Below are 25,586 nucleotides of genomic sequence, written 5' to 3' on the forward strand. Positions count from 1 at the left end.
CCACCGGTCCCGGGCTATGATCCCGCCCATCATCGCTTGGCCGCCGCCTCTTCGCGCAAATCCTTGCGCCGGATCTTGCCGGTAATCGTCATCGGCAGGGACTGGCGAAACTCGATCTGCCGGGGATATTCGTGGGCGGAAAGCCGGGAGCGGACGAACCCCTGGATCTCCGCTTGAAGGGCCTCGTCAACCGCGATCCCGCTCTTGGGCACGATACAGGCTTTGACCACCTCGCCGCGGATGGGATCAGGCACGCCCACGACGGCCACCATGGCCACAGCCGGATGGCGCATCAGGCAATCCTCGATCTCGGTCGGCCCGATGCGATAGCCGCCGGAGATGATGACGTCGTCATTGCGGGCATGGAACCAGAAATAGCCCTCCTCATCCCGTTGGCCCGTATCCCCGGTGAGCAGCCAGCCATTGCGGATCTTCTCTTCCGTGGCCTCGGGCTTGTTCCAGTAACGCAGGAAGAACACCGGGTCGGGCGCCTTGACCGCGATCGTGCCGATGGTGCCTGGCGGCACCGGCTGGCCCTCATCATCGACGATCTCGACCACATGGCCTGGAATGGCTCGCCCCATGGAGCCTTCTTTCAGGTCCATGATCGAGGCGCAATTGCAGACCGTGAGATTGGCCTCGGTCTGCCCATAGAACTCGTTGATGGTGAGGCCGAAGGTCTCCCGGCCCCATTCCAATGTCTCATCCCCCAGCCTTTCCCCACCGCTCGCGATCGAGCGCATCGAATAATCGAAGCGGGATTTGGGGTCCGAAACCTGCCGCATCATCTTGAGCGCCGTTGGCGGCATGAAGGCATTGCGGATGCCATGCTGCGCGATCAGCGCGAAGGCCTGCTCCGGATCGAATTTCTGCAGGCGCTTGGCGAGCACCGGGACCCCGTGAAACAGCGAGGGGAGCAGCACATCCATGAGACCGCCCGCCCAGGCCCAATCGGCTGGTGTCCACATGCGGTCTCCTGGCTGGGGGAAGAACTCATGCGGCAGCTCCACCCCCGGCAGATGGCCCAGCAAGACCCGATGCGCATAGAGCACACCCTTGGGGTTGCCCGTTGTCCCCGAGGTATAGACGATGATCGCCGGGTCGTCCGCCGCCGTCGCGACGCGCTCATGCTCGGGCGAGCCCGCCTCGATCAACCCGTTCCAATCGTGCACCCGGCCATCTTCCCGCTCATCGATGCTGATGAACAGAGGTGCAGACTCGAGCTTGTCCGCGAGGGCAAGCAGCTTCTGAATGCCCTCCTTATACGAGATCACCGCCTTGGCGCCGCTGTCATTCAGGCGGTATTCGATCGCTTCCGGTCCGAACAGGGTGAACAGCGGCAAGGCGACCGCGCCGATGCGGTAGGCGGCCAGATGCGCGATGAGCGCCTCCGGACATTGCGGCAGCAGGATCCCGATCCGGTCGCCACGCCCGATGCCGAGACCCGTGAACGCATTGGCGAGACGCCTCGAACGCTCCTGGAGCTGTTCGAAGCTCATTTCGGATGTCCCGGAAGCCCCATCGAAAATCAGCGCGGTCCGGTTCGCGCCGACATGCCGGTCGCAGATCGCCTCTGCGATGTTGAAGCTCTGAGGGATGTCCCAACGAAAATTCCTGAGGATTTCCTCGTATGTGCGCCCAGCAAGCGTCATGTGTTTTCTCTTGATCGCCTTCCTAACGACTGTTAGGTATAACGCCTACAGAAAACGGTCGCAAGCCGCTTCGGACTTAAGCGAGCCATGGGAGGACGCCAGATGAGGAAACCCTTTTGGATCACGACACTCGGCGCTGTACTTTTCGCGACCAGCGCTGCGGCGCAGGTCTCGGACGATGTGGTCAAGATCGGTGTGCTGAACGACCGCTCCGGCATCTATTCCGATTTGTCCGGTGAGGGATCCGTCGTGGCGGCCCGCATGGCGGTCGAGGATTTCGGTGGCAACGTGCTGGACAAGCCAATCGAGATCATTTCCGCCGACCACCAGAACAAGCCCGACGTGGGCTCTGCCATCGCCACCCGCTGGTATGATGCGGAAAATGTGGACGCGATCGTCGACGTGCCGGTCTCATCCGTAGCCTTGGCGGTGCAGGAGGTGGCCAAGCAGCGCGAGCACATCGTGATGTTCTCATCGGCCGGCAGCTCCGACCTGACCGGGAAAGCCTGCTCGCCCTATGGCACCCAGTGGGCCTTCGACAGCATTGCCCTGGCGAAAGGCACAGCGACAGCGGTCACCAGATCCGGCGGTGACACGTGGTTTTTCCTCACGGCAGACTATGCCTTTGGCATCGCCATGGAAGCCGATGCCAAGCGCTACATCGATGAGGTCGGCGGCAAGGTGCTCGGCAGCGTGCACCATCCTCAAGCAACCGTCGACTTCTCCTCATATCTCCTGCAGGCACAGAATTCCGGCGCCAAGGTCATCGGCCTCGCCAATGCCGGCAACGACACCATCAACGCAATCAAGGGCGCCTCTGAATTCGGCATCACCTCCAGCGGGCAGAAGCTCGCAGCGATGCTGATCTTCCTGTCGGATGTGCACTCCCTCGGCCTCGATGTCTCCCAGGGCCTCAACCTCACAGAAAGCTTCTACTGGGACATGACCGACGACACCCGCGCCTGGTCGAAGCGCTTCGCCGAGCGCATGAACGGACGCATGCCCACCATGGCCCATGCGGGCGTCTATAGTGCGGTCACCCATTACCTCAAGGCCATCAAGGCGGCGGGAACCGATGAGGGCAAGGCGGTTGCCGCGAAGATGCAGGAGATCAAGGTGTCAGATCCCGTCCTGCCCTCCGCCGAGGTGCGCAAGGACGGCCGGGTGATGCGGCCCTTCTATCTCTTCGAGGTCAAGGCGCCGGCCGAATCGAAGGGCGAATATGACTATTACAAGCTCGTTCGCGAGATCCCCGCGGAAGAGGCCGCCCGGTCCCTGAGCGAAAGCCCCTGTCCGCTGGTCAACAAGTGAGCGGGCCTTATCACGACATGAATGGATGAATGTGGAGAGTGGCGGAATGCCGGTGTTGGAAAGTTCAGCGCAGCTCGGACCGAAATTCGAGGCAAATGACCGCGCCTATGCGGAACTGCTCGAGACCTTGCGCGACCGCCACCGGCATGTGCTGAAAGGCGGCGGAGAGCGGCTGCGCCAGCGCCATATCGAGCGCAACAAGATCCCCGTGCGCGAGCGCATCGACCACCTCCTCGATCCGCTCTCTCCCTTTCTGGAACTCTCGCCGCTCGCCGCCTGGGGCCTCTATGGCAATGAGGTGCCCTGTGCCGGCATCGTCACCGGCATCGGCATGGTCGCGGGCGTTGCCTGCATGATCATTGCCAATGATGCGACAGTAAAGGGCGGCTCATTCTTCCACGAGACTGTCAAGAAGCACCTCCGCGCCCAGGAGATCGCCTTCGAGAACCACCTGCCCTGCATCTATCTCGTGGATTGCGGCGGCGCCTTCCTGCCCGAGCAGGACCGGGTCTTTCCGGATCGGGATCATTTTGGCGGCACCTTCTATCAGCAATGCCGCATGTCTGCGGCAGGCCTGCCGCAGATCTCGGCGGTTTTCGGCGGCTGCACCGCGGGCGGCGCCTATATTCCAGCCCTCTCGGATGAAGTGGTGATGGTGCGCGGCACGGGCCGCATTCATCTCGGCGGACCGCCCATCGTCAAGGCGGCGATCAACGAGATCGTGGATGGCGAGACCCTGGGCGGGGCCGAGATGCATTCCCAGGTCTCCGGCGTCTCCGATTATCTCGCACATAGCGAGCTGGAGGCGATCGCCAAGGTCCGTGATATCGTAGCCGCGCTCAACTGGCCGGCCAAACCCTCCTTGCGGAGCCGACCTCCGAAGCCGCCGCGCTATGACCCCGCTGAAATACCGGGGATTGTCGGCACCGATCTCAAGCAGCCCTTCGATGTGCGCGAGGTGATCGCGCGCATGGTGGACGACAGCGAATTCCAGGAATTCAAGCCGGCCTATGGCGCGACCTTGGTCTGCGGCTTCGCCTGGATCCATGGCGAGCCCGTGGGCATCCTCGCCAATAACGGTGTTCTCTTCTCGGAATCCTCCGTCAAGGGCGCCCATTTCATCGAGCTCTGCGACCAGCGCAACATCCCGCTCCTGTTCCTCCAGAACATCACCGGCTTCATGGTGGGCACGGAAGCCGAGCGCGGCGGCATCGCCAAACATTCCGCCAAGCTCGTCTATGCCGTCTCCAATTCCCGCGTGCCCCGCTATACCGTGATCATCGGCGGCTCCTACGGCGCGGGCAATTACGGCATGTGCGGCCGGGGCTTTCAGCCCCGTTTCCTCTTCGCCTGGCCCAATGCGCGTATCGCCACCATGAGCGCGGATGTGGCCGCAACCGTCGTGACCGATTTGCGGCGTGCGAGCCTCACCCGCGATGCGGCGGATGAGGAAGAAATAGCCAAGCTCGACCGGAAGACCCGCGCGCAGTTCGAGGAGCAGAGCACCCCCTATTACGCCACCGCCCGCCTGTGGGATGACGGGATCATCGAGCCTGCTCAGACCCGTGACGTGCTCGGCCTCTGCTTGGCCCTTGCCGCGCGCGAGATCGATCTGCCCGGCAATCGCCCCGTCTACCGGATGTAAGCCTATGATCTCCTCCCTGCTCATTGCCAACCGCGGCGAGATCGCCGTGCGGATCATCAGGACCTGTCGCAGGCTTGGCATCCGCACCATTGCCGTCTTCTCCGATGCCGACCGCAACGCACCCCATGTGGCGGCCGCTGATCAGGCGGTGAGGATCGGTCCCGCCGCAGCGCGCGACAGCTACTTGAGGCTCGACGCGATCATGGATGCGGCCGCCAGGACCGGTGCCGAGGCCATTCACCCTGGCTATGGCTTCCTGTCCGAACGTCCGGAACTCGCGCTAAGCTGCGCTGAGGCCGGCATCGTCTTCGTCGGCCCCTCCGCCGCCTGCATCGAGGCCATGGGCCAGAAGATCGGCTCCAAGCTCATTGCGGAGAAGGCTGGCGTTGCGAGCGTCCCCGGCTATATCGGCGATGATCAGTCAGCCGATCGCCTGGTAAAGGAAGCGCTGCGCATAGGCCTACCCGTCATGGTCAAGGCTTCGGCAGGCGGTGGCGGCAAAGGCATGCGCCGCGTGCTGACGGAGGCTGAACTGCGGCCCGCAATCGAGATCGCCCGGCGTGAGGCCGAGGCATCTTTCGGTGATCCCTCGCTGCTGATCGAGAAGCTCGTCATGCGGCCGCGACACCTCGAGGTGCAGGTCGCAGGCGACAAGCACGGGCACGTCATCCATCTCTTTGAGCGCGATTGCTCGGTCCAGCGCAACAACCAGAAGCTCATCGAGGAAGCACCGGCCCCCAACCTTGATCCGGCGATCCGCGAGAAGCTGCTGGAACGCGCGGTCCGTCTTGCCCGCGCCATCGACTACGACAATCTCGGCACGGTCGAGTTTATTCTCGAGGATGGCGAGGCCGAGCCCTGGTTCCTCGAAATGAACACGCGCCTTCAGGTGGAGCATCCCGTCACCGAGGCGATCACCGGCTTCGACCTGGTGGAATGGCAATTGCGCATTGCCTCGGGCGAGCCGCTGCCGGTCGATCAGGACCGGGTGCGCGCCAGGGGGCATGCGATCGAAGCCCGAATCACCGCCGAGCAGGCCGACCATGACTTCCGCCCGGATGCGGGAGCGATCCTCGCCTATCACGAGCCCCCCAGCATCCGTGTTGACAGTGGCATAGAGGCTGGCAGCGAAGTCACCCTGTTTTACGATTCCATGCTCGCCAAGGCGATCGCATCGGGCGAGGACCGGAACGAGGCACGCACCAAGCTTGCCTCGGCGCTGCGGGATTTCACGCTGCTGGGTCCTGCGACCACCATTCCCTTCCTCGCGGACTCGCTCGAACATGCGATCTTCGCGGAAGGTCGCGCCACCACCCGCTTCATCGCCGAAGCCTTCCCGGATGGCTGGCAGCGGCCCAAGCCGAAGCTGCGCCTCGCCCGCGCCGCCGCAACCCTGATCGCTGGCGAACGAGCATCGGAGCAAACGAGCGCCTCTGCCTGGACGCAGCTCCAAGGTTTCCGGGTGCTTGCTCCCGCAGGCGGACGCGCCGAAACCCATCTCGTCATCTCCACAGCGGGAGCACCTCCGGCAAAGGTCACCGTTTTCGCCGAGACCGGCGGCGCGCGCGGCATCCGCGATGATGAGGGCGAGTTGATCCTGAACCTGCGCCACACCGGCAACCGGCTAGAGCTTGAAACGGCCGATCAGGTTCTGCGCGGCTTTTTCGATCGCCAGGGCGGGATGATCCGCCTGGGCTTTGGCGACGAGACCTATGCCTTCGAGATCGCATCCGCTGCCGCGGCCGCCCTCGGCGCCGCAGCCAAAGGTGCAGGCTCCGGTGCGATCACGGCTGCCCTTCCCGGCCTCATTTCCGAGGTCAATGTGGCCGAGGGCGATCACGTCGAGGCGGGCCAGCAGGTGATTGTGCTGGAATCGATGAAGCTCTTCATTCCGCTCACCGCCGATGTGTCGGGGACAGTGAGCGAGATCGCCTGTCGGCCGGGCCAGACCGTTCAGAGCGGCCAGCGGCTTCTCGTCATCGACCCCGATCCCGCGTGAGGGGCGACCGCGTCCGAGAGACAGAGATAGCCATGCAGCAGAATGTGCTCATCACCGGCGGAACCTCCGGCATCGGCCTTGCAACCGCCATGCGCTTTGCCGAACAGGGCGCGCGCCTTATCGTGAACGGGCGCAACGCTGAGCGGGGTGCCGAGGCCTGCGCGGCCGTTCGGGCGCACTATCCCGATGCCGATATCGAATTCATCGCCGCCGATCTGTCGGAGCAGGATGAGGCTGCAAGTTTGATGCAAGGATCTGCCACTCACTTTGGCGGCACGATCCATGTCCTCGTGAATTCGGCCGGCGGCGACTTCACACCGGCTTTGTTCCACGAGACGGACCTCCAGACGATCGAGCGGGTCGTGCGCCATTGGCTGCTCTCGGCGATGTTCAGCTGCCGCTGCGCCCTGCCCCACATGGCAACCGGGAGTGCTATTGTGAATGTTGCCTCCGACGCAGCGAAAGTCCCAACCCCGGGCGAGACGGTCATCGGCGCAGCCTTGGCCGGCATCACCATGTTCTCGCGCACGCTTGCCATGGAGGCGAAGCGCCAGGGCATACGGGTGAATGTCGTAACCCCCTCGCTCGTGGCGAACACCCGGACCCATGCGCGTATCACCGCCGGCGGCTTCAGCGCCAAGCTGTTCGAGAAAGCGGCGCGGGCGGCCCATCTGGGTGTGCCGGAGCCTGAGGACGTGGCCGATCTCATCATCTTCCTGGCAGGCCCGCAGGCAAAGCGGATCACCGGCCAGGTGGTCAGCGTCAACGGAGGCATCTCCGCAGGCTGATATGCGCGTATGGCATATTGGCCCCTGCCAACCAGCACTTGACCCGCGGCGCATCAAGGCGGACGCTTTCGCTGACCCGCGTCAAACAATGCGGGATGTGACTGCGCAAGGGAGGGCGTGAAATGCCTTTGGCGTTCGATCGGCGGCTTGTCAACCTGTTGGAACTTGAGCATCCCATCATCCTCGCGCCGATGGCCGGTGTGGTGACCCCCGCCTTGGCGGCGGCGGTCTCGAATGCGGGCGGACTTGGCTCCATGGGACTGGCAACCAGCACCGTCGATGCCGCGCGCCAGATGATCAATGCCTATCGCGCCCAGAGCAACCGTCCCTTCAACGTCAATCTCTTCTGTCATAAGCCCGCGGTCGCGAACCCCGCCGTCGAATCTGCATGGCTGGCGCGTCTACGCCCGGAATTCGAACGCTTCGGCGCTGAGCCGCCCTCACAGATAACGGAGATCTACAAGACCTTCCTCGACAATGACGAGATGCTCGCCATGCTGCTCGAGGAGAAGCCCAAGGTGGTCAGCCTGCATTTCGGCATCCCTTCAGCGGATAAGATCAGGGCGCTGAAAGCCGCGGGAATTACCCTGTTCGCAACCGCGACAAATCTGCGGGAAGCACAAGCGGTAGCGGCAGCAGGCGTGGATGCCGTCGTGGCGCAAGGCTATGAGGCCGGTGGACATCGCGGCGTATTTGATCCCGAGGCGCCGGACCAGCAGCTGGGCACCATGGCCTTGACGCGCCTCCTCGTCCGCCACCTCGATATTCCCGTCATCGCCGCTGGTGGAATCATGGACGGCGCCGGCATTGCGGCCGTCCTGCGCCTCGGTGCCGCCGCAGCCCAGCTCGGGACCGCCTTCATCGCCTGCCCGGAATCCCAGGCCGATGACGGCTACCGCGCTGCCCTGCGGAGTGAGGCTGCCCAGCACACGGTCTTAACCTCCGCCATTTCGGGAAGACCCGCTCGCAGCCTCAGCAACCGCTTCACCGCCCTTGGCGCCACCGTCTCGCCCAAGGACATTCCCGCCTACCCCATTGCCTATGATGCGGGCAAAGCCCTGATCGCGGCCGCCAAGGCCGCGGGCGAGACCGGCTATGGTGCCCATTGGGCAGGTCAAGGAGCACCGCTTTCCCGAGCGATGCCCGCAAAGGAGCTGATGCAGGAGCTGGTGACCGAGCTCGAGGCGGCCTGATCTCGAATGGCAGCGCAGACGGCAGCGCCTTAATGCTGCCGCCCCAATCACAAGGTAATCAAAGAAAAGCAAAAAAGCTTTAGAAGCTTCCCGCTGTCTCATGCCCGCTGGTTTGCAGGATTGATCTCATGCCCTTCTTTTCGCGTGCCCTCTCCCGGGTGAAGCCCGCCGCCACGCTCGTCATGTCGCAAAAAGCCCGTGACCTTGCCGCGCGAGGCCGTGAGGTGATCGCGCTCAGTGCCGGTCAGCCCGATTTCGACACGCCCGACAACATCAAGCAGGCTGCCTGGGAGGCGATCCAGCGCGGGGAGACGAAATACACCCCCGTCCCCGGCATCCCCGAGTTGCGTCAGGCGATTGCCGCAAAATTCAAGCGCGAGAATGGCCTCGATTACAAGCCGAGCCAGACGATAGTGGCCAATGGCGGCAAACAGATCATCGCCAATGCCATGCTGGCGACGGTCGACGAGGGCGATGAGGTCCTGATCCCTGCCCCCTATTGGGTCTCCTATCCCGAGATGATTGCCCTTTGCGGTGGGACCAATGTCTTCGTCGACACCGCGGAGTCGAATGGCTTCAAGCTCACGCCTGAGGCGCTGGACGCGGCCATCACACCCAGAACCAAGTGGCTGGTCCTCAATTCTCCCTCGAACCCCTCCGGAGCAGCCTATACCGAAGCCGAGCTCCAGGCCCTGGGCGAGGTGCTGCTGCGCCACCCCCATGTCTGGGTCTTTGTGGACGACATCTATGAGCACCTCGTCTATGGCGATTTCCGCTTCACGTCCATGGCCAAGGCCGTGCCTGAGCTCTTCGACCGGACCCTGACCATGAATGGTGTCTCCAAGGCCTATGCCATGACCGGCTGGCGCCTTGGCTATGCCGCGGGTCCGGAACCGCTGATCAAGGCCATGGAGAAGGTGCAGGGCCAGCTCACCTCGGCCCCCTGCTCGATTGCCCAATGGGCGGCTCGGGAAGCGCTCGACGGCCCCCAGGATTACGTGCACAGCGCCCGCGCCATCTTCGAGCAGCGCCGCGACCTCGTCGTCTCCATGCTCAACCAGGCGCAAGGCCTGCACTGCCACACCCCGGAGGGCGCCTTCTACGTCTTCCCCTCCTGCGCCAAGCTGATCGGCAAGATCAGTCCGACGGGCAAGGTGATCCGCACCGACGAGGATTTCGTCAGCGAGCTTTTGGAGGCCGAAGGCGTCGCCGTGGTCCATGGCTCAGCCTTCGGTCTCGGACCGAATTTCCGCATCTCCTATGCCGCGGCAACCGACCAGCTGGAAGAGGCCTGCCGGCGCATCCAGCGCTTCTGTGCGAGCTTGCGCGACCCCTCAGCAACTTAGATCGGTTTCGCGATTCAAAGAATCGCGGAGACGCCCTAGACATTTTCGAGCAAAGCTTGTGCGCGCTCAGCCCGCAGGATCTGCCTGCCCGGCGCACTCTCCGTGATTATGAAATGTCCAGCGGATCTCGGCTGATCACCACCAGCTGATCCGCACTCAAATCACGATCAGGCTCGGGCGCCAATTGATGGGCGGAAATGACTTCAGTCTCGAATTTCTTCAGCATCGCCGCGTTATCTGCCTTGAATTCCTCATAATCCCAACGATCGGCCTGCTCGTACCGAAAGTCTCGCTCTTGTTCGTCATATGCACCGACCCGATACCCAAGCCACGCATCAACACGCAGAATTGCCGATCGAATGCCCATTCACGATCTCCCTTTCCCAGAAAGGGGCGACATGCCGGGCCATCGCGGCAAAAAGGGGCTCAGTGGGCGGCGAAAGAACGGCCTGCCTGCGCTCCTCTGCGGTAGGCGTCTTAAACCGCCATCGCTTGCAGCGTGGCGCCATTCGGGATCTGGATGTCGATTTCCAGCGTCGACACGTTCTCGCCGCGATCCATGGTCACCTGCACGTCATCCAGGTCGATCTGAATGTGCTTGGCGATCGCAGCCATGATCTCCTTGTGCAGCATGGCCACCAGGTCGGGCTGGTCCCTATTGTTGCGCTCGTAAGCCAACAGCACCTGCAGGCGCTCGCGCGCGACCGGCGCGCTGCCCCGGCGTTTGATCAGGTTCCAAAGATTCATGCTGCCCTCCTTCCCAGGAGCCGACCGAGCAAACTCTTCTTTTCCATCGGCACGACGAGCGGTAGGTCCTCGCCCTGCAGGCGTCTTGCGGCATCGCGATAGGCGCATGCTGCCGGATTGTTGGGATCGCTGAGTGTCACCGGCGAGCCCAGATTGGAGGCGCGCAGAACGCCTTGGCTCTCAGGCACGATGCCGAGCAGCGGCGTCGACAGGATCTCCAGAACGTCTTCGATCCTGAGCATTTCCCCCCGTGCTGCCCGGGCCGCATCATACCGCGTGACGAGGATATGCTTGGTGATGCTCTCACCGGTCTCGGCTTTCAGCGTCTTGGCATCGAGCAGGCCGATGATGCGATCGGAATCGCGAACGGAACTCACCTCCGGATTGGTGACGATCACCGCTTCATCGGCAAAGCGCATGGCAAGCTGGGCACCGCGCTCGATCCCCGCCGGGCTGTCGCAGATCACATAATCGAAGACCTCGCGCAGGCTTTTGATGACCTCGGCGACACCCTCCTCCGTAAGAGCATCCTTGTCGCGCGTCTGGGAAGCCGGCAGCAGGAACAATGTGTCGACCCGCTTGTCCCGAATCAGAGCCTGCGAGAGCTTGGCCACGCCCTGAATGACATTGACCAGGTCGAACACGACCCGGCGCTCGGCCCCCATCACGAGGTCGAGATTGCGCAGACCGACGTCGAAATCGACCAGGGCCACCCTTTTGCCCGTCTGCGCCAGGGCAGCACCAAGAGCGGCCGATGAGGTCGTCTTGCCGACGCCTCCCTTGCCGGATGTGACCACAATGACTTTGCCCATACATGCCTCCAATCCAACTAACTGAGGGGTGCAACCCAGATCACGCCATTCTCGAAATATGCCTGTATCGCCTTACCGCGCGAGGATGTGTCCATGTCCTCCGCGGTCCGGTACCAGCCGTCCACTGCCAGGAGTTCGGCCTCATTCCTCAGGCAGAAGATACGAGCCTTGGGATTTCCCGTGGCACCCGCGATCGCGCGTCCACGCAGCGTGCCATAGACGTGAATGGACCCCCCTGCGATGATTTCCGAACCGGAGCTGACCGAACCCAGCACGATCACATCCCCATGCGGATGAAAGATCGATTGGCCTGAGCGGATTGGTGAGGCGATGGTCAGTGAATTCGGCCCTTTCGGCTCCTCCACCTTGACCGGAGGAGCAGTCTTGGGAGCCGGGCCCGCCGGCATCTCAACGCCGGCGAGTGGGACCTCCTTGGCGCCTGTGAGCAACGGAGGCAGATCGGTGCTCAACGTGGCCATGTCACTGGCCTCGATCGCATAGATGCGAATGCCACGCTCGGCCAGTTTTGAGACGATCCCCCCGATCTCGCTCGCCTTCGGCTTGAGGAGATTCAGATCAAGCACGACCGGCCGGCCGCTGAAGAACCCGGGAGAATTCTCGGTCCAGCGGTCGAGGGTCTCGAGCCACTCCGCAAGGGGTGGCTCGGGCGTGAGCGCAAAGGCAACGAAGGAGCGCGCTCGAAAGCGTATGGACTTCTTCTGAATGGGATTGGCGCAATTCACGGAGGCGAACCCTTACTGACTGGTTAATGCTAGGCGCGCCATGGTTAATTAAAGGTAAACTGAAGAAGCCTCTCCACCTCGAGATAGGCTGGCCAGAAGAGATTTTCGGTTACGTCCGCATGGGTCCGGTTGGCTGATGGGGAACGCGACCAGGTGGTCGAAGCTGTCCGGGCGATGCCAGCCGTGAGAGCAGCCAAGGGCTCAGCCGTCCAGCCATGCTGCCAGCCCGTCCAGCGTCTGCAATCCATATTCCACCGCGCCGAAGCCGATGACCACCTGACGCCGCTCGCGGCTGGGATGGAGCTGCCGCATGGTCAGCACCGTCTTGCCGTCCGCCTGCTCATCGAAGGTCACTGTCATGCGGAAACGATCGGGATCTTCGGGGTCGGGCGTGCCATAGTCCATCACGATCCGCTCATTCGGCACGACCTCCAGAAAGCGCATGAGGTTGGGGAAGCGCTGCTCCCGACCCTCGAACACGCCCACCATGTCGAAGCGCCAGACCCCGCCCTCGCGGATATCGGCCTCGTGGGTCTCGATGCTGAGGCCGGCCGGGCCGTACCATTGGGCCAGCGCCTTGGGGTCCATCCAGGCGGCAAAGACCTTCTCGCGTGGGTGGTTCAGCAGCTTGACCAGCACGATTTCGCGATCGAGCGACCAGGTCTCAAGCACGTTAGCCATGTCCGTCATCCTCTTCCGCCTTATCCAAATAGACTTCCAGCCGCTCTAGCCGCTCGGCCCAACGCCGGCGTTCCGTTTCCATCCAGTCCGCCGCCTCGTCAAAGCGCGCCCGCACCAGTCGGCACCAGCGGCTGCGTCCTCGCTTCTCGCTGACGATCAGCCCGCAATCTTCCAGCACCTTGAGATGTTGCGCGAAGGAGGGCAGCGCCATGTCGAAGGGCTCGGCCAGGACGCTGACCGGCAGTTCGCCCTCAGCCAGCCGCGATACCACCGCGCGGCGGGTTGGATCGCTGAGAGCGTGAAAAGCGAGGTCCAGCGGGGTCGAATGGTAAGGCATATGCCTTAGTACGACAGCCGGGAGCGCTGGTCAAGGACAATAAGGTACTTACCTTTGTATCCAGCCAGAATACAAAGGGCGGCGCAGTCTTGTGCGCGGCATCCCGCCTAGGGGACGATCTGCGCGGCTTGGAAGCTGGCCGCACCGTCAAAGCAGAGACGAGTTGGTCTGTTGATGTGAAGTTCTTATACGGTCACGCGTGCGATATAGGCCGCAATCATCAGATCGAGATCTGCTCCGCCGTCATTCTTGAAGACGGTAATAGACGCTTCCGAGACACGCGCCGACGCGGATGAGGCTGCAAGATCGTAGAGATCGCCGATCACGTGCTCGCGCGTGACGACCCTCCAGCGATGCACCGCCGCTTTCAGATCGCATACTACAGCAACATCGATTCCCGATTGTCCAAGCGTAGCGACCAGCGCCTCGACCTGTTCGGGCGGCGGGCCCAATCGAGATCCGATCCAGATCGGGGAAGACAGCGCCGTAGGCGCGGACAAGGCCCCTGCGACGCTCTCCCGCTCCCACGATGACGAGATGGCGGCTCCGAGCGTGCCAGAAGTTTGGCACCAAGAACCGAGTCGCTTGCGGTCTTGTATTCTGTGACCAGTCTGCTCTCGATGATCGCGCGCACCGAGCCTGTTTCGGCATCGAACAGCAGCATCGATCCTTGCACGGAAGGACGTCCCCGTGCGGCACGAACACGGTTTCCGCTTTTACCGCATAGCCGAGACCCTCGATGAAAGCGGCGCGGTTAAGCTCCTGCGCCCAAGCAGAAGGACGCCCAGTTGGGGCTTAGCTAGAAGATGGCCTTGACGCACCTCCCCTTAGCGGCCGCCCATGTGAGACAACTGACATTCTCGTCGTAGTCAGCAAAGGCGCTACGCGGCATTCCGGCGGCATTCGAAATATATTTCCTCCATCACGTACAAACCTAATGCCCTTCAATCGTTTTTCTCTCAACCAACTGGCTTTGATTCAGATGAAGTGACTACTATCGGTTGCTTCTTTAATTATTAAATTTTATTCGTTTTAATAAAAATAGTATGATGATACTTTATAAACTCCTTTCGGTTGTTTTTCCGATTCTATTAGTTTGACCTCTTCGATTTGGAGACTGTCCGCGACTGCTTCCGGTTCGAATTCCTTTATAAAGTTAAGGGCCTCTTCTTCGCCGTCGGCCACCACGTCATAGGTAGTAAAGAACTTAGGAATTTCTTTTTCACCTTCAAACGGCTCATGCCATTTACCATGTAGCATGATGCGCATGTATTTTGCGTTCTGATAGTTAGTTTTCCTGATTTCGCGCAACAGGAATTGCGCATCTTGATTTTGCCTGTCGAAATGAATAGCCCGCAACGCGGCACCAATAGCCTCTTCCTTTTTCTTGGTTTTCCAAAACGCAGTTGACAACTCGGAATAAATTTCAGATAGACCATTACTATACACATGATGTAAATGATAATCTCTGAAAAATACTTCAAACGCGTATTTGGTGGCATCGTAATTTTTTTGCTGATTGTTCAGATTCATCAGAAGAGAAAAGCCTAATTGTATTAATTCTTTACTAGATTGGCCAAAATGCTGATCCGCAAAAGCAAGCTGCAGTTTATTCATTGCCGCATCCACTTTCCCATAACGCGTTAACGCATTAGCGTAATTATAATATAGGGAAACCATATCCGAATTCTTTGTTTTCAAACCGTTCTCAAATGCATTTACCGCTTTATCGTAATGGCCGAGATCGGATTCATAATTTCCAAGCAACTGCCAAAGCAGCCAAGCTTCCGGAGCTAATTTTACTCCCTTTTCTAGAATCTTTACGGCTTTATTCTTTTTGTCCAGCCTCGCGCAGGCTATAGCCTGTATCTCGAAGGCACCGGAATAGCGCATTTTTTCGAGCCGCATTCCTATCTTTAAAGCAGTTTTGGGATCACCTGCTTCAATCAGCTCAAACGCCTGCGACACAAGGGTTTCAGGATTTTGATCTGGTTTCATACTTGTATTTCCGTACGCGGAGAATGTATTGTGTCTCTAACTCGATAAGAGTTTATTTTACGAAATGCCCAGAGGCTACGAGGTCGCTTTACATGCGGAATAAAAATTCTTGACACTTTTGTTGTTTACAGATCTACGGTGATTTACAGAAGAAAATCACCTCAACAATGCATATATTAATTAATTTTTGAGGTGTGTGGGATGGTTTTCTATTTAGATCGAGGCTCCACAGCCTCATTCTGCGGGTTCTCAAAAACCTCGCGGAGATAACTTCGACAGAAATAAACTGGCGGAGGGGGTGGGATTCGAACCCACGGTACGCTCGCGCGCACAACGGTTTTCGAGACCGCCCCAATCGACCACTCTGGCACCCCTCCGCGGGATAGGACGGCAACGAGCCGCCTTGGTCGCATTGGCGCGTTCACATAGCGCCGAATGAACGCTCTGCCAAGCCCTTGCAGCCTCCCTGCCGTGAAATCTCCTCAGCCAGGCTTCCATCGCCGAAAAAGCCGGCGCATTTCTTGACAGCGGAACCGTTCCGCGTATATTGCGCCGCAAATGCCGGGCGCAGGCTTTTGCGCGCGGCCTGACTTGTTTCTAAGCCAGGCGGATTGGTCAACATGTACGCAGTCATCAAGACGGGCGGCAAGCAATATAAAGTTGCCGCGAACGACGTGATCGAGGTCGAGCGGCTTTCCGCCGAGCCGGGCGACGTGGTCGAGATCACCGACGTCCTGCTCGTGGGTGGCGAGGGTACACCCGTGGTCGGCGCGCCGCTGGTTGCCGGCGCCAAGGTTTCGGCCAAGGTGCTCGAGCAGCATCGTGGCAAGAAGATCATCGTCTTCAAGAAGCGCCGCCGCAAGCACTACCAGCGGAAGAATGGCCATCGCCAGCTTCTGACAAAGCTGCAGATCACTGAGATTCTGACCGACGGTAAGAAGGCTGCCGCATCGGCCTGAGGTCTTCGGCGCCAGCCGGTCTCTTGAATAGCACAGGCGCCCGACGCGCCATCTGAACTCTACGGGAGCATATCATGGCTCATAAAAAAGCAGGCGGTTCCTCGCGCAATGGTCGCGATTCGGCTGGCCGCCGTCTCGGTGTGAAGAAATTCGGCGGCGAGCACGTCATTCCCGGCAACATTGTTGTGCGCCAGCGCGGCACGAAAGTGCATCCGGGCAACAATGTCGGCCTCGGCAAAGACCACACGATTTTTGCCCTTATTGAGGGCACGGTGGAGTTTCGCACCGGCCGTGGTCAACGGACCTATGTATCCGTAGTACCGGCCACCTGACGGCGGATGAAAGTTCAGATCCGCCGGCGTCCCATTGAACCGGCGGATCGGATGATCCATATCGCGAAAGCAAACGGGGAGATGGCGGCGCCTTCTCCCCGTTTCTTTTTGCTGCCTGATAAGGATCGTCCCCATGGATATGGCAGTCAGATTAGCCGCTCCTGCGCCATTCATTGAAACCGGCAGGTTGATACTCACGGCCCCCGCCTCAGCCGACGCCGGGCGTATCGCAGCCCTGTGCAACGATCGCACGGTTGCAGAAAATACCGCGCTGATCCCGCACCCCTATGCCATCGATGATGCGCTCTCCTGGCTTGCGAGCCTCGAGTCCAAATCCATCGCCGATGCGCTGGTGCTCGCGATCCGTCTGAACATTCCGGACCCCGTGCTGATCGGCGTGGTCGGCATCGAGCGGAAGCATACGAATGGCGAGCCCGAGCTGGGCTACTGGCTCGGCGCCGGCTATCGCGGCCGCGGTTTTGCAACCGAGGCGGCGAAGGCTGCCATCCGCTATGCCTTCCAGACCTGCGGCCATCCCGCAATCGCCGCGTCCTGCCGGCTCACCAACATCGCCTCGCGCCGGGTGATCGAGAAATGCGGCTTCAGTTATGCCGGCCTGATCCGCACCCACATGCATGCCCTGGGCAAGGAAGAGCCCATGGACTTCTTTCGCCTCAGCCGCGATTACTGGCTCAGGCGCCAGTCGGGCTCGAGCCACGCGTGATCTTGCCCCGTCGCTGTCTCGGCCCCGAGGCAGCCACTTCACACCCGAATCGCGGGATTATCCCGATCCCGGCGATACTACAGTAATCAAACTTCAACCCTGAGTTGTACAACACCCTGAGTTTGGTAGAGTTGTGTGGTCGCTGACCGGCGCCGCACCAATTCAGCGGAACGTCTCGGTCCATTTCAGCACCTAAGCAAGCGGGGATTGGCGTTCGTCATCCCCGCTTTTCGGAACGGCAAATGATCCGGACCACGATCGATATTGATTTATCTCGCAAAGAAGTCATCCAAACCGAACACTTGATCTTCCGTTGTTTGGATCGTGAGGACATCCCGCAGCTGATGGAACTCACTCGCGATCCCAAGCTGATCGAAAATGCCATCATGCGCGTGGATTTTACGGAAGAAAGCTTCGGCGAATTCCTCGACAGCCTGCCAAAGACGCCAACCCCCGCGGTCACCATGTTCGGCATGTTTATGAAGGATGACCCCACGGAACTCTACGGCATGATCTCATACACGCTGATCAGCCTCCAGGAGGCGCCTCGAATGAGCCTGTGGATCAGAGAACGCCACCGCCGCCGCAGAATGTTTTCGGAGGTTGTGCCCGCCCTTCTGGATTTTGCCTTTCTCGTTCACCGCCTCGACGCCATTCACGCCGACGCGTTTCCATGCCAGCGCATGACGCCGACGATGGCGTTGAAATACGGATTCAAGTTCATCGGCTACCGCCGCGAATTCGCTGCCATGCAAGGCCGCGAGATCATCATGTCGGTTATGGAACTCACCCGGACCGATTGGCTTGCCAACCGCGAGCAATTTGTCCGCCGCTCCTCCATGGTCCACCCCTTGCCGCAGCGTAGCCTCAGCCCTCAGCTCTCATCCCTCGCATAGGAGATCACCGACAGGAATCGAATGGGGAGCGTAATCATTTCCTCCGGTCCATGCGGCGCATCCGCATCGAAGAACAAGCTATCGCCCGGCCGGAGCGTGTAGAGCTGGTCGGCGTGGCGATAGACCACCTCCCCTTCCAGCACATAGATGAATTCCATGCCCTCATGCTGAAAGAGCGGGAAGACATCTGAGTCTTTCGTCAGCGTGATCAGATAGGGCTCCACGACCACGCGCCCCATCAGCCCGCCACTATGCCCGAGCAGTTGATACTGGTGGCCTGCCCGCGTACCACGCCGCTCGATGACCAGCCCCTGCCCCGCCTTCACATGCACCGCATCCCGTCGCTCCTCGTAGCGGCGAAAGAACGACGTCACGGGTACCCCGAGCGCCTGTGACAGCGTCTGCAGCGTCGTCAGCGATGGCGAGGTCAGCCCGTTTTCGATCTTCGACAACATCCCTGGCGAAAGTCGTGCCGCGCTCGCGAGATCTGCGACGGTCATCCCGAGCTTCGTGCGGAAGTGGCGCACCTCCCGACCGATTGCAACCTCTAGAAGATTCGCGCGCGCGCCGCCGATTTGATGTGGATTTTGTCCGTCTCGTTCTTTCAACATGCTTGGCCTTTTCTGCCGGACAGCTTCTATAGTCTTGGTACGATCTGAACAATTTTGTGCGCCGCAGCAATCACGAACGATTGACAGCGATCCCGTCTCTCATCACACTTTCATAACAAGAAAAAAAGTTTCTCCACTATCCGAGAGCGATTATGTCTAGGGAGAAGGAAAATGTCAGTAACTCCAAAGCAGGTCGCCGATGATGGCGGCATGCCTATCCTGAGCCTTGAGCAACGCATCGACAGAATGCATGGCCGCGACCGGCTCGGAGCTCTGACCTTCGTGGCGGTTCTGTGGGTGGTCGTGCTCTTTGTCCTCTACACGATCTGGCCCGCCGTTACCAACCCGACCATCCACGCCATATTGGTCATCGCTGGCGGCCTCGTCCTCCTCTTCAACTCCGCTGCCATCTTTGCGATGCTGAAGCACTATATCGAGGATAAGCACTTCATTTACGGCCTCGACATCAAGCATCTCGACGCCATGCGGCGCCGCAACCGCATCTGAGGTGCCCCATGGCCAATTATCAACCACCCAAGCAGAGCCTTATCGGCCAAGTGATCGATGTGGTGATCCTGCTGGTGCTCACCGTTGGCGCGCTCTATCTCCCGCTCTATCTCGGCTTGGCCGGTGCAGCCAAGACCCCCAATCCAATCGAGAATCCCACCTGGGAGGCCCTGAACCAGAATGCTGGCGAGCAGGCCCAATGGGCACAGCTCGGCTATACGGACCCCGCCGCCGCCCAAGACATCATCACGGCCCGGTTCGACTATTCCTTCAACTGGCTCGCACTGCTGGTGATGACGGTCCTGATCGTCGGTTACTTCATCATGGTGGTCCGCCTGTCCGACCGGGAATACCGCGAGGTCATCGCCGAGCGGTTCGGCGAGCGATAGGGGGCACAGATGGATCTCTGGAACATCCTCGAATATGCCGCCTGGCTGCTGTCGGCCGGCTTCGCCGCGATGCTCGTCTACGACATGGTGAAAGTCGACAGCACCTATGACAACGAATTGCTGACGTCCTCGCGCGAGGGCGAGCTCGAAGCTGCGCAGGAACGTCATGAAATCTGAGGGGGAACACAATGGTTGATCAGACAGCCGCCCCTGAAACGGGCGAAAGGCTGAGCCTGCTGCGTGTGCTGGGACCCGGCCATGTATGGGCGCTCGGCGTCGGCATCGTGCTCGTCGGCGAATATATGGGCTGGAACTTCTCCGTCGGCAAAGGCGGGATGATCGCCGGCCTCGTGGCCTGCTGGGTGGCCGGCGTGCTCTATACGTGCGTGGCCATGATCGATTCCGAGGTAACCTCGACCGTCGCCTCCGCTGGCGGCCAATATGCCCAGGCCAAGCACATCATTGGGCCGCTCATGGCCTTCAATGTCGGCCTGTTCCTGGTCATGGCCTACACCATGCTGGAATCGGCCAACGCCATCACCGTGGGCTTCCTCTTGGATGCGGTCGCCAATATGAGCGGCCATCAGGGCCTTGATCAGCGGCCCTTCATCATCCTCGCCATCATGTTTCTGGCCTGGCTGAACTATCGCGGTGTCTTGGCCACCCTGACCTTCAACTTCGTGATCACCGCCATCGCCTTCGTGGCCATCATCGTGTTGTTCCTCGCCGTTCAGTTCGGCGTTTCCGCAACACCCCTGGATTATTCCGCCATCACCGAAGAGCCGCTGCCCTATGGCTGGGTTGGCATTCTCGCCGCCCTGCATTTTGGTCTCTGGTATTATCTGGGCATTGAAGGCACCTGTCAGGCGGCTGAGGAAGTTCGCTCCCCTGCCCGCTCCCTGCCTCTCGGCACCATGTGCGGGATCATGACCCTGCTGATCGCGGCAACCCTCACCTGGTATGTGTGCTCGGGGCTGTTGCCTTGGGAATATCTCGGCCAGGCCGGCACCCCCCTGTTCGATGCGGCCCGTGTCACCGGGAGCTTCGGCCTGATGGTCCTCCTGTTCATCGGCACCATCTTCTCCACCTTGGCCTCCGCTAATGGCTGCATCAACGACAGCTCACGCGCATGGTTCTCCATGGGCCGTGACCGCTATCTGCCGGCTTGGTTCGGCGCCGTGCACCCGCGATACCGCACCCCCTATCGCGCCATCGTGTTCCTGGTGCCCATTGCGCTGATCTTCGCTCTCGGCGCGCCGCTGGATCAGGTTGTGACCTTCTCGATTCTCTCGGGCCTGCTCGGCTATACGTTCATGTCCTTCAACATGATCATCTTCCGGCGAAAATGGCCGTTGGGCTCGATCCAGCGCGGCTATGTGCACCCCTTCCACCCGATCCCCGCCGTCGTGCTGCTGGTGCTGTGCTCCACGACCTATGTGGCGGTGTTCTTAGGCTATGGAACGCAGCTCATTGCCATGCTGCTCTTCTATATCGTGGCCTCGCTCTGGTTCCACTTCTGGCGCTATCGCTTCGTGAAGCGCGGCGACCAGTTCACCATGCCTTGGCCTCGTCCGCGCGGCTATTGATCAAAGCCTGGTGCCATCCGCTGATGGATGGCGCCAGGCCTGCAAAGAGATCTGGACCGGGATGTTCGAGACAGTCGCATTCCTCGCTTTCACCCTTGCCGGCACCGCCGGGCTGTTCGCAATGGGCTTGCGCGATCAGCGACAGGCCCGGGCGGCGCGCGCCAGGCTGCTGGATGACGCCGCCGGTGCGATCGGATGTTCCCGCACCTCTCTCGGTCCGGATGGTTTTCCCATCCTGACCGGCTGCCTTGCGGATGGACGAGGCGTGAGGATCACGCTCATTCACGACACTTTGGTCACGCGCCGCCTGCCGCAACTGTGGCTCTCCGTCACCTTGGCCGACCCCGATGAGCAATGCCCCAGGATCGGCATCCTTGCCCGTCCGACGGGAGCAGAGTTCTACAGTGCGGTTCACGCCATGCCCTCGCGTTTCGATCCACCGCCGCCTCTTGACCCCGCCCTGCTCATCCGCGGCGGATCCGAAACTGATATCCGCGCCGTAAGAATGGCCGCCCCCCTCCTCGCTGGGCTCTTTGCTGATCCCAAGGTGAAGGAGGCCGTGGTCGCGCCTTCGGGCGTGCGGATCATTCGTCAAGTGGCGCAAGGCGATCGTGCCGCTCATGTGGTGCTGCGCCAGGCCCGCTATGAGATCGCGCGGGTCCCACGTGATCTTATCCATCGCAGCCTGGCGGAAGCCGATGCCCTCAGCGCCATATTCCGCCGGCCGCATGTCCTTCAGCGTGACGCCGAGTGGCGGTCGGTTTTTGAAGAAGAATCGTGCTCAAGTCAGGACCTGGAGCGGAATGGGGGCGCGCCGATACCTTATCCCTCTCAGCCTCTGTCAGCCTGATGCACCGCCCCATAAATCCATACCTGGTGCTCGCCTTGGCAATTGTCTTGCCGGGTATGGGCCATGTCGCCATTGGCGCTCCGAGGCGCGGCCTGGTCTTCGCCTTCTTTACGGTCTTCTTCGGCGTGTTCACCTACCTGTTCTCCTCGCCTGACCAGTCCTTTATCGCCCGGCACGCTGGCGGCATCTTCATCTGGGCGCTCTCGATCCCAGACGCGTATCGACGAGCGCGCCTTGCCTATGAACTTGCTGGACGGAGGGAATCGTAATTCATCTCGGGAAACATTATTTCTTGTCAGTTGAGTTGGCGCAGCCACCCTGCTAGGGTGCCGGCCATGCAGTTTTTGGAGGAGGTGACGCCATGTGCGGCATCGTGGGCTTGTTTCTGAAGGACAGGAGCTTGGAGCCAAAGCTTGGCGCGATGCTGGCGCCAATGCTGGCGAGCATGGGGGATCGTGGGCCGGACAGTGCCGGCTTTGCGGTTTATGGTGACGACGCGGGCGCCTTGAAGATCACCGTGCAGTCTGCACATCCCCAGGCGGACTTTCCGCGCCTTGAAAGCGCGCTCAAGGAAAGGCTGGGCGCGCCGGTGAAGGTGACTGTGATCGAGACCCATGCGGTCATCGAGTTGCCTCTTGGCAAGGAGGAGGCCGCCCGCGAGGCTTTGCAGGCAATCAACCCTGACCTTAGAATAATGAGCGTCGGCACCGCGATCGAGATCTACAAGGAGGTCGGCCTGCCGATCGATGTCTCGCGCCGCTTCGGCCTCGACCGCATGACGGGCACGCACGCGATCGGCCATACCCGCATGGCAACCGAATCAGCCGTGACCACCCTGGGCGCACATCCCTTCTCGACCGGCGCCGACCAGTGCCTGGTGCACAATGGCTCGCTTTCGAACCACAACAACCTCCGTCGTCAGCTTAAGCATGATGGCATGCGGTTCGAGACGGAGAACGACACCGAGGTGGCCGCCGCCTATCTCACCTGGCGGATCAAGCAGGGGCTTGATCTCGGTCAGGCGCTCGAGAAGAGCCTCGAGGATCTCGACGGGTTCTACACCTTCGTCGTGGGCACGAAGGACGGATTCGGCGTGCTGCGCGATCCCATCGCCTGTAAGCCCGCCGTTCTGGCCGAAACCGACCAGTATGTGGCATTCGCCTCTGAATATCGCGCGCTCGTCGACCTGCCGGGCATCGAGAAGGCCAAGGTGTGGGAGCCCGAGCCTGCAACCGTCTATTTCTGGAAACATTGATCCATGGTGACCATCAATCTCGCCGAGACGTCGCTGCGCGAGCTCAATCAGCAACTCCATCGGATCGATCCCGGCACCAATGACCGCGAGTTCATCGTGCTCAATCCGCGGGGCGCCCATGCTGTGGCCGTTGGCGTGGACGCCCCGGTGAACATCGAGATCAAGGGCAGCGTCGGTTATTACTGTGCCGGCATGAACAAGCGCGCCACCATCGTCGTCGATGGCAGCGCCGGCCCAGGCATTGCCGAGAACATGATGTCGGGCACCGTGGTGGTGAAGGGTGATGCCAGCCAATATGCCGGTGCCACCGGTCGCGGCGGCCTGCTCGTCATTGAGGGCAATGCCTCGTCCCGCTGCGGTATTTCCATGAAAGGCATCGACATCGTGGTGAAAGGCAATATCGGCCACATGTCCGCCTTCATGGCTCAGTCAGGAAGCCTGGTCGTGCTCGGCGATGCGGGCGATGCCTTGGGCGATTCGATCTACGAGGCGAAGCTCTTCGTTCGCGGATCGGTGAAAAGCCTCGGTGCCGACTGCATTGAAAAGGAGATGCGGGCTGAACATCTGGAGCTGCTCACCCGCTTGCTGGACCGTGCTGGCGTCACCGACGTGAAGCCGCAGGAATTCAAGCGCTACGGCTCGGCGCGCACTCTCTACAACTTCAACATCGACAACGCTGACGCTTATTGAGCGGGACAGGAAATGACGTATCACAATCCGCCCACCACACCCCGCAAGTCGGCGACATTCGACGACTACACCCTGTCGGAGATCAGGCGCGCCGCGGCCACCGGCATCTACGATATTCGCGGCGCTGGCGCCAAGCGCAAGCTGCCTCATTTCGATGATCTCCTATTCCTCGGAGCATCGATCTCGCGCTATCCGCTCGAAGGCTATCGTGAGCGCTGTGCGACCGATGTTGTGCTCGGCAGCCGCTACGCCAAGAAGCCGATCGAGCTCAAGATCCCGATCACCATCGCCGGCATGAGCTTTGGCTCTCTGTCCGCCCAGGCGAAGGAAGCCTTGGGGCGTGGCGCGACACTGGCCGGCACCTCCACCACCACCGGCGATGGCGGCATGACTGAGGAGGAGCGCGGGCATTCCCAGAAGCTCGTCTATCAATACCTGCCCTCCCGCTATGGGATGAACCCGGACGATCTGCGCCGCGCCGATGCGATCGAGATCGTGGTGGGCCAGGGCGCAAAGCCCGGCGGCGGCGGCATGCTGCTGGGCCAGAAGATCTCGGATCGCGTCGCCGAGATGCGCACATTGCCCAAAGGCATCGACCAGCGCTCCGCCTGCCGTCATCCTGATTGGACCGGACCGGACGACCTCGAGATCAAGATCCTGGAAATCCGCGAGATCACCGATTGGGAGAAGCCGATCTACGTGAAGGTCGGTGGTGCGAGACCCTATTACGACGTCGCCCTCGCGGTCAAAGCCGGTGCCGATGTGGTCGTCGTCGACGGCATGCAGGGCGGCACGGCCGCAACCCAGGAAGTGTTTATCGAGAATGTCGGCCAACCGACACTTGCCTGCATCCGCCCGGCCGTTCAGGCCCTGCAGGATCTCGATATGCACCGCAAGGTTCAGCTCGTCGTCTCCGGCGGCATCCGCTCCGGCGCCGATGTTGCCAAGGCTCTTGCCTTGGGGGCCGATGCGGTCTCGATCGGCACGGCCGCTCTGGTTGCCATCGGTGACAACGACCCGGCCCTCGAAGAGGAATACCGCAAGCTGAACACCACCGCGGGCGCCTATGACGATTGGCACGAGGGGCGCGATCCCGCCGGTATCACCACGCAGGATCCGGAATTGGCAGCCCGCCTTGACCCGATCAAGGCGGGGCGGCGGCTGGCCAATTTCCTCAAGGTGATGACGCTCGAAGCACAAACCATCGCGCGCGCCTGCGGCAAGAACCATCTGCATAATCTTGAGCCGGAGGATCTCTGCGCGCTCACGATTGAAGCAGCTGCCATGGCGCGGGTGCCGCTGGCGGGTACCAGCTGGATACCGGGCCAGACGCCGTTCTGACCTGAGATCGAGCCGCTGCAAGCCTCGCTTGCGGCGGCTTTTGCATTGGATGGACCTTTGGCATAGCTTTCCCAAAGCAAACCTGGCCGCCAAAGGTCGAGCAGTGAAATTTGGGGTGGGAGTGATATGGCTGAAGATCTGAGCACTTATGACGTTGTCAGCCGCGAGCCTGGCGATGAGCGGAGGGGTGGGAC

At 61.0% G+C, this 25,586-nt stretch carries 28 protein-coding genes, 1 tRNA gene and 2 pseudogenes; 19 read left to right on the forward strand and 12 right to left on the reverse strand.

What is annotated here, in order from left to right; all coding sequences use genetic code 11:
* Window positions 1-29 precede the first annotated feature (29 nt).
* Window positions 30-1,652: an acyl-CoA synthetase gene (locus RCF49_RS07225; protein ID WP_342643358.1), complete on the reverse strand. Its 1,623-nt coding sequence runs from the start codon at window positions 1,650-1,652 to the stop codon at window positions 30-32.
* A gap of 102 nt (window positions 1,653-1,754) precedes the next feature.
* Between RCF49_RS07225 and RCF49_RS07230 the strand changes: the two genes are divergently transcribed.
* The 6 genes from RCF49_RS07230 (at window position 1,755) to RCF49_RS07255 (ending at window position 9,934) form a co-directional block, all read left to right on the forward strand.
* Window positions 1,755-2,963, forward strand: a complete 1,209-nt coding sequence (locus RCF49_RS07230; protein ID WP_342643359.1) for an ABC transporter substrate-binding protein — start codon at window positions 1,755-1,757, stop codon at window positions 2,961-2,963.
* 46 nt (window positions 2,964-3,009) lie between these two features.
* A complete protein-coding gene (locus tag RCF49_RS07235) occupies window positions 3,010-4,608 on the forward strand; it encodes an acyl-CoA carboxylase subunit beta (protein ID WP_342643360.1) in 1,599 nt (532 codons plus the stop codon).
* Between the two features lie 4 nt (window positions 4,609-4,612).
* Window positions 4,613-6,607, forward strand: coding sequence for an acetyl/propionyl/methylcrotonyl-CoA carboxylase subunit alpha (locus RCF49_RS07240; RefSeq protein ID WP_342643361.1), 1,995 nt, complete (start codon window positions 4,613-4,615; stop codon window positions 6,605-6,607).
* Between the two features lie 32 nt (window positions 6,608-6,639).
* On the forward strand, window positions 6,640-7,395 hold the full coding sequence (locus tag RCF49_RS07245) for an SDR family NAD(P)-dependent oxidoreductase (RefSeq protein WP_342643362.1): 756 nt from the start codon (window positions 6,640-6,642) through the stop codon (window positions 7,393-7,395).
* A gap of 122 nt (window positions 7,396-7,517) precedes the next feature.
* Window positions 7,518-8,588 carry an NAD(P)H-dependent flavin oxidoreductase gene (locus tag RCF49_RS07250; protein WP_342643363.1) on the forward strand — a complete coding sequence of 357 codons (1,071 nt, stop codon included), beginning with the start codon at window positions 7,518-7,520 and terminating at the stop codon, window positions 8,586-8,588.
* A 128-nt stretch (window positions 8,589-8,716) separates the two neighbouring features.
* Window positions 8,717-9,934 (forward strand): pyridoxal phosphate-dependent aminotransferase, encoded by a 1,218-nt coding sequence (locus RCF49_RS07255; protein ID WP_342643364.1) that lies wholly within the window; start codon window positions 8,717-8,719, stop codon window positions 9,932-9,934.
* A gap of 106 nt (window positions 9,935-10,040) precedes the next feature.
* On the opposite strand, the gene RCF49_RS07260 is transcribed toward RCF49_RS07255, so the two are convergent.
* From RCF49_RS07260 to RCF49_RS07300, 10 genes and pseudogenes are all read right to left on the reverse strand, one after another.
* Window positions 10,041-10,301: a hypothetical protein gene (locus tag RCF49_RS07260; RefSeq protein WP_342643365.1), complete on the reverse strand. Its 261-nt coding sequence runs from the start codon at window positions 10,299-10,301 to the stop codon at window positions 10,041-10,043.
* 110 nt (window positions 10,302-10,411) lie between these two features.
* Entirely contained in the window at window positions 10,412-10,681 is a 270-nt protein-coding gene (gene minE, locus RCF49_RS07265) for a cell division topological specificity factor MinE (protein WP_342643366.1), read from the reverse strand.
* A complete protein-coding gene (minD, locus tag RCF49_RS07270; protein WP_342643367.1) occupies window positions 10,678-11,493 on the reverse strand; it encodes a septum site-determining protein MinD in 816 nt (271 codons plus the stop codon). Before minD ends, minE begins: the two co-directional genes overlap by 4 nt.
* A gap of 17 nt (window positions 11,494-11,510) precedes the next feature.
* Window positions 11,511-12,236 (reverse strand): septum site-determining protein MinC, encoded by a 726-nt coding sequence (gene minC, locus RCF49_RS07275; RefSeq protein WP_342643368.1) that lies wholly within the window; start codon window positions 12,234-12,236, stop codon window positions 11,511-11,513.
* Window positions 12,237-12,437: 201 nt separating this feature from the next.
* Window positions 12,438-12,926 carry an SRPBCC family protein gene (locus RCF49_RS07280; RefSeq protein WP_342643369.1) on the reverse strand — a complete coding sequence of 163 codons (489 nt, stop codon included), beginning with the start codon at window positions 12,924-12,926 and terminating at the stop codon, window positions 12,438-12,440.
* Window positions 12,910-13,254 carry an ArsR/SmtB family transcription factor gene (locus tag RCF49_RS07285; protein ID WP_342643370.1) on the reverse strand — a complete coding sequence of 115 codons (345 nt, stop codon included), beginning with the start codon at window positions 13,252-13,254 and terminating at the stop codon, window positions 12,910-12,912. Before RCF49_RS07285 ends, RCF49_RS07280 begins: the two co-directional genes overlap by 17 nt.
* 185 nt (window positions 13,255-13,439) lie before the next feature.
* Window positions 13,440-13,754: a hypothetical protein gene (locus RCF49_RS07290; RefSeq protein WP_342643371.1), complete on the reverse strand. Its 315-nt coding sequence runs from the start codon at window positions 13,752-13,754 to the stop codon at window positions 13,440-13,442.
* Between the two features lie 107 nt (window positions 13,755-13,861).
* Window positions 13,862-13,918: pseudogene (locus RCF49_RS22440) on the reverse strand (hypothetical protein); the annotation flags it as partial.
* Between the two features lie 368 nt (window positions 13,919-14,286).
* Entirely contained in the window at window positions 14,287-15,252 is a 966-nt protein-coding gene (locus RCF49_RS07295; RefSeq protein WP_342643372.1) for a tetratricopeptide repeat protein, read from the reverse strand.
* Window positions 15,253-15,539: 287 nt separating this feature from the next.
* Window positions 15,540-15,629 (reverse strand) — tRNA-Ser (locus tag RCF49_RS07300).
* 243 nt (window positions 15,630-15,872) lie between these two features.
* On the opposite strand from RCF49_RS07300, the pseudogene rplU reads away from it, so the two are divergent.
* The 4 genes and pseudogenes from rplU to RCF49_RS07320 form a co-directional block, all read left to right on the forward strand.
* Window positions 15,873-16,208 (forward strand): annotated as a pseudogene (gene rplU / locus RCF49_RS07305) (50S ribosomal protein L21); the annotation flags it as partial.
* Between the two features lie 77 nt (window positions 16,209-16,285).
* Complete coding sequence (rpmA, locus tag RCF49_RS07310) at window positions 16,286-16,543, forward strand: 50S ribosomal protein L27 (RefSeq protein ID WP_342643373.1); 258 nt, start codon at window positions 16,286-16,288, stop codon at window positions 16,541-16,543.
* Between the two features lie 133 nt (window positions 16,544-16,676).
* Complete coding sequence (locus tag RCF49_RS07315) at window positions 16,677-17,267, forward strand: GNAT family N-acetyltransferase (protein ID WP_342643374.1); 591 nt, start codon at window positions 16,677-16,679, stop codon at window positions 17,265-17,267.
* A 242-nt stretch (window positions 17,268-17,509) separates the two neighbouring features.
* Window positions 17,510-18,163 (forward strand): GNAT family N-acetyltransferase, encoded by a 654-nt coding sequence (locus RCF49_RS07320; protein ID WP_342643375.1) that lies wholly within the window; start codon window positions 17,510-17,512, stop codon window positions 18,161-18,163.
* Here RCF49_RS07320 and RCF49_RS07325 read toward each other — a convergent pair.
* Window positions 18,142-18,774 (reverse strand): helix-turn-helix domain-containing protein, encoded by a 633-nt coding sequence (locus tag RCF49_RS07325; protein WP_342643376.1) that lies wholly within the window; start codon window positions 18,772-18,774, stop codon window positions 18,142-18,144. The two genes, RCF49_RS07320 and RCF49_RS07325, sit on opposite strands and share 22 nt — an antisense overlap.
* Window positions 18,775-18,945: 171 nt before the next feature.
* Between RCF49_RS07325 and RCF49_RS07330 the strand changes: the two genes are divergently transcribed.
* From RCF49_RS07330 to RCF49_RS07370, 9 genes are all read left to right on the forward strand, one after another.
* The gene (locus RCF49_RS07330) at window positions 18,946-19,281 is read left to right on the forward strand and encodes a hypothetical protein (protein ID WP_342643377.1); all 336 of its coding nucleotides are present in this window, start codon (window positions 18,946-18,948) and stop codon (window positions 19,279-19,281) included.
* A gap of 8 nt (window positions 19,282-19,289) precedes the next feature.
* Window positions 19,290-19,670: a hypothetical protein gene (locus tag RCF49_RS07335; RefSeq protein ID WP_342643378.1), complete on the forward strand. Its 381-nt coding sequence runs from the start codon at window positions 19,290-19,292 to the stop codon at window positions 19,668-19,670.
* Between the two features lie 9 nt (window positions 19,671-19,679).
* Window positions 19,680-19,847, forward strand: a complete 168-nt coding sequence (locus RCF49_RS07340) for a hypothetical protein (RefSeq protein WP_342643379.1) — start codon at window positions 19,680-19,682, stop codon at window positions 19,845-19,847.
* Between the two features lie 11 nt (window positions 19,848-19,858).
* Window positions 19,859-21,256: an APC family permease gene (locus RCF49_RS07345; protein ID WP_342643380.1), complete on the forward strand. Its 1,398-nt coding sequence runs from the start codon at window positions 19,859-19,861 to the stop codon at window positions 21,254-21,256.
* A gap of 61 nt (window positions 21,257-21,317) precedes the next feature.
* On the forward strand, window positions 21,318-22,106 hold the full coding sequence (locus tag RCF49_RS07350; RefSeq protein WP_342643381.1) for a hypothetical protein: 789 nt from the start codon (window positions 21,318-21,320) through the stop codon (window positions 22,104-22,106).
* Window positions 22,106-22,375, forward strand: coding sequence for a hypothetical protein (locus tag RCF49_RS07355; protein ID WP_342643382.1), 270 nt, complete (start codon window positions 22,106-22,108; stop codon window positions 22,373-22,375). The genes RCF49_RS07350 and RCF49_RS07355 overlap by 1 nt, the downstream gene beginning before the upstream one ends.
* 92 nt (window positions 22,376-22,467) lie before the next feature.
* On the forward strand, window positions 22,468-23,361 hold the full coding sequence (locus tag RCF49_RS07360; protein WP_342643383.1) for a class II glutamine amidotransferase: 894 nt from the start codon (window positions 22,468-22,470) through the stop codon (window positions 23,359-23,361).
* 3 nt (window positions 23,362-23,364) lie between these two features.
* Window positions 23,365-24,051 (forward strand): GXGXG domain-containing protein, encoded by a 687-nt coding sequence (locus tag RCF49_RS07365; RefSeq protein WP_342643384.1) that lies wholly within the window; start codon window positions 23,365-23,367, stop codon window positions 24,049-24,051.
* Window positions 24,052-24,063: 12 nt separating this feature from the next.
* The gene (locus RCF49_RS07370) at window positions 24,064-25,392 is read left to right on the forward strand and encodes an FMN-binding glutamate synthase family protein (protein ID WP_342643385.1); all 1,329 of its coding nucleotides are present in this window, start codon (window positions 24,064-24,066) and stop codon (window positions 25,390-25,392) included.
* The last annotated feature ends 194 nt before the right edge of the window (window positions 25,393-25,586 follow it).

This window comes from Rhodoligotrophos sp. CJ14 (assembly GCF_038811545.1).
Taxonomy (GTDB): Bacteria; Pseudomonadota; Alphaproteobacteria; order Rhizobiales; family Im1; genus Rhodoligotrophos; species Rhodoligotrophos ferricapiens.

Coding starts and splice junctions, on each gene's coding strand:
- RCF49_RS07285 (WP_342643370.1), bottom strand. CDS start 13,254: ATGCCTTACCATTCGACCCCGCTGGACCTCGCTTTTCACGCTCTCAGC.
- RCF49_RS07325 (WP_342643376.1), bottom strand. CDS start 18,774: ATGTTGAAAGAACGAGACGGACAAAATCCACATCAAATCGGCGGCGCG.
- RCF49_RS07255 (WP_342643364.1), top strand. CDS start 8,717: ATGCCCTTCTTTTCGCGTGCCCTCTCCCGGGTGAAGCCCGCCGCCACG.
- RCF49_RS07335 (WP_342643378.1), top strand. CDS start 19,290: ATGGCCAATTATCAACCACCCAAGCAGAGCCTTATCGGCCAAGTGATC.
- RCF49_RS07345 (WP_342643380.1), top strand. CDS start 19,859: ATGGTTGATCAGACAGCCGCCCCTGAAACGGGCGAAAGGCTGAGCCTG.
- RCF49_RS07350 (WP_342643381.1), top strand. CDS start 21,318: ATGTTCGAGACAGTCGCATTCCTCGCTTTCACCCTTGCCGGCACCGCC.
- RCF49_RS07250 (WP_342643363.1), top strand. CDS start 7,518: ATGCCTTTGGCGTTCGATCGGCGGCTTGTCAACCTGTTGGAACTTGAG.
- RCF49_RS07365 (WP_342643384.1), top strand. CDS start 23,365: ATGGTGACCATCAATCTCGCCGAGACGTCGCTGCGCGAGCTCAATCAG.
- RCF49_RS07235 (WP_342643360.1), top strand. CDS start 3,010: ATGCCGGTGTTGGAAAGTTCAGCGCAGCTCGGACCGAAATTCGAGGCA.
- RCF49_RS07360 (WP_342643383.1), top strand. CDS start 22,468: ATGTGCGGCATCGTGGGCTTGTTTCTGAAGGACAGGAGCTTGGAGCCA.
- RCF49_RS07355 (WP_342643382.1), top strand. CDS start 22,106: ATGCACCGCCCCATAAATCCATACCTGGTGCTCGCCTTGGCAATTGTC.
- minD (WP_342643367.1), bottom strand. CDS start 11,493: ATGGGCAAAGTCATTGTGGTCACATCCGGCAAGGGAGGCGTCGGCAAG.
- RCF49_RS07280 (WP_342643369.1), bottom strand. CDS start 12,926: ATGACGGACATGGCTAACGTGCTTGAGACCTGGTCGCTCGATCGCGAA.
- minE (WP_342643366.1), bottom strand. CDS start 10,681: ATGAATCTTTGGAACCTGATCAAACGCCGGGGCAGCGCGCCGGTCGCG.
- RCF49_RS07225 (WP_342643358.1), bottom strand. CDS start 1,652: ATGACGCTTGCTGGGCGCACATACGAGGAAATCCTCAGGAATTTTCGT.
- RCF49_RS07320 (WP_342643375.1), top strand. CDS start 17,510: ATGATCCGGACCACGATCGATATTGATTTATCTCGCAAAGAAGTCATC.
- RCF49_RS07230 (WP_342643359.1), top strand. CDS start 1,755: ATGAGGAAACCCTTTTGGATCACGACACTCGGCGCTGTACTTTTCGCG.
- RCF49_RS07330 (WP_342643377.1), top strand. CDS start 18,946: ATGTCAGTAACTCCAAAGCAGGTCGCCGATGATGGCGGCATGCCTATC.
- RCF49_RS07370 (WP_342643385.1), top strand. CDS start 24,064: ATGACGTATCACAATCCGCCCACCACACCCCGCAAGTCGGCGACATTC.
- RCF49_RS07245 (WP_342643362.1), top strand. CDS start 6,640: ATGCAGCAGAATGTGCTCATCACCGGCGGAACCTCCGGCATCGGCCTT.
- RCF49_RS07240 (WP_342643361.1), top strand. CDS start 4,613: ATGATCTCCTCCCTGCTCATTGCCAACCGCGGCGAGATCGCCGTGCGG.
- rpmA (WP_342643373.1), top strand. CDS start 16,286: ATGGCTCATAAAAAAGCAGGCGGTTCCTCGCGCAATGGTCGCGATTCG.
- RCF49_RS07260 (WP_342643365.1), bottom strand. CDS start 10,301: ATGGGCATTCGATCGGCAATTCTGCGTGTTGATGCGTGGCTTGGGTAT.
- RCF49_RS07315 (WP_342643374.1), top strand. CDS start 16,677: ATGGATATGGCAGTCAGATTAGCCGCTCCTGCGCCATTCATTGAAACC.
- RCF49_RS07295 (WP_342643372.1), bottom strand. CDS start 15,252: ATGAAACCAGATCAAAATCCTGAAACCCTTGTGTCGCAGGCGTTTGAG.
- RCF49_RS07340 (WP_342643379.1), top strand. CDS start 19,680: ATGGATCTCTGGAACATCCTCGAATATGCCGCCTGGCTGCTGTCGGCC.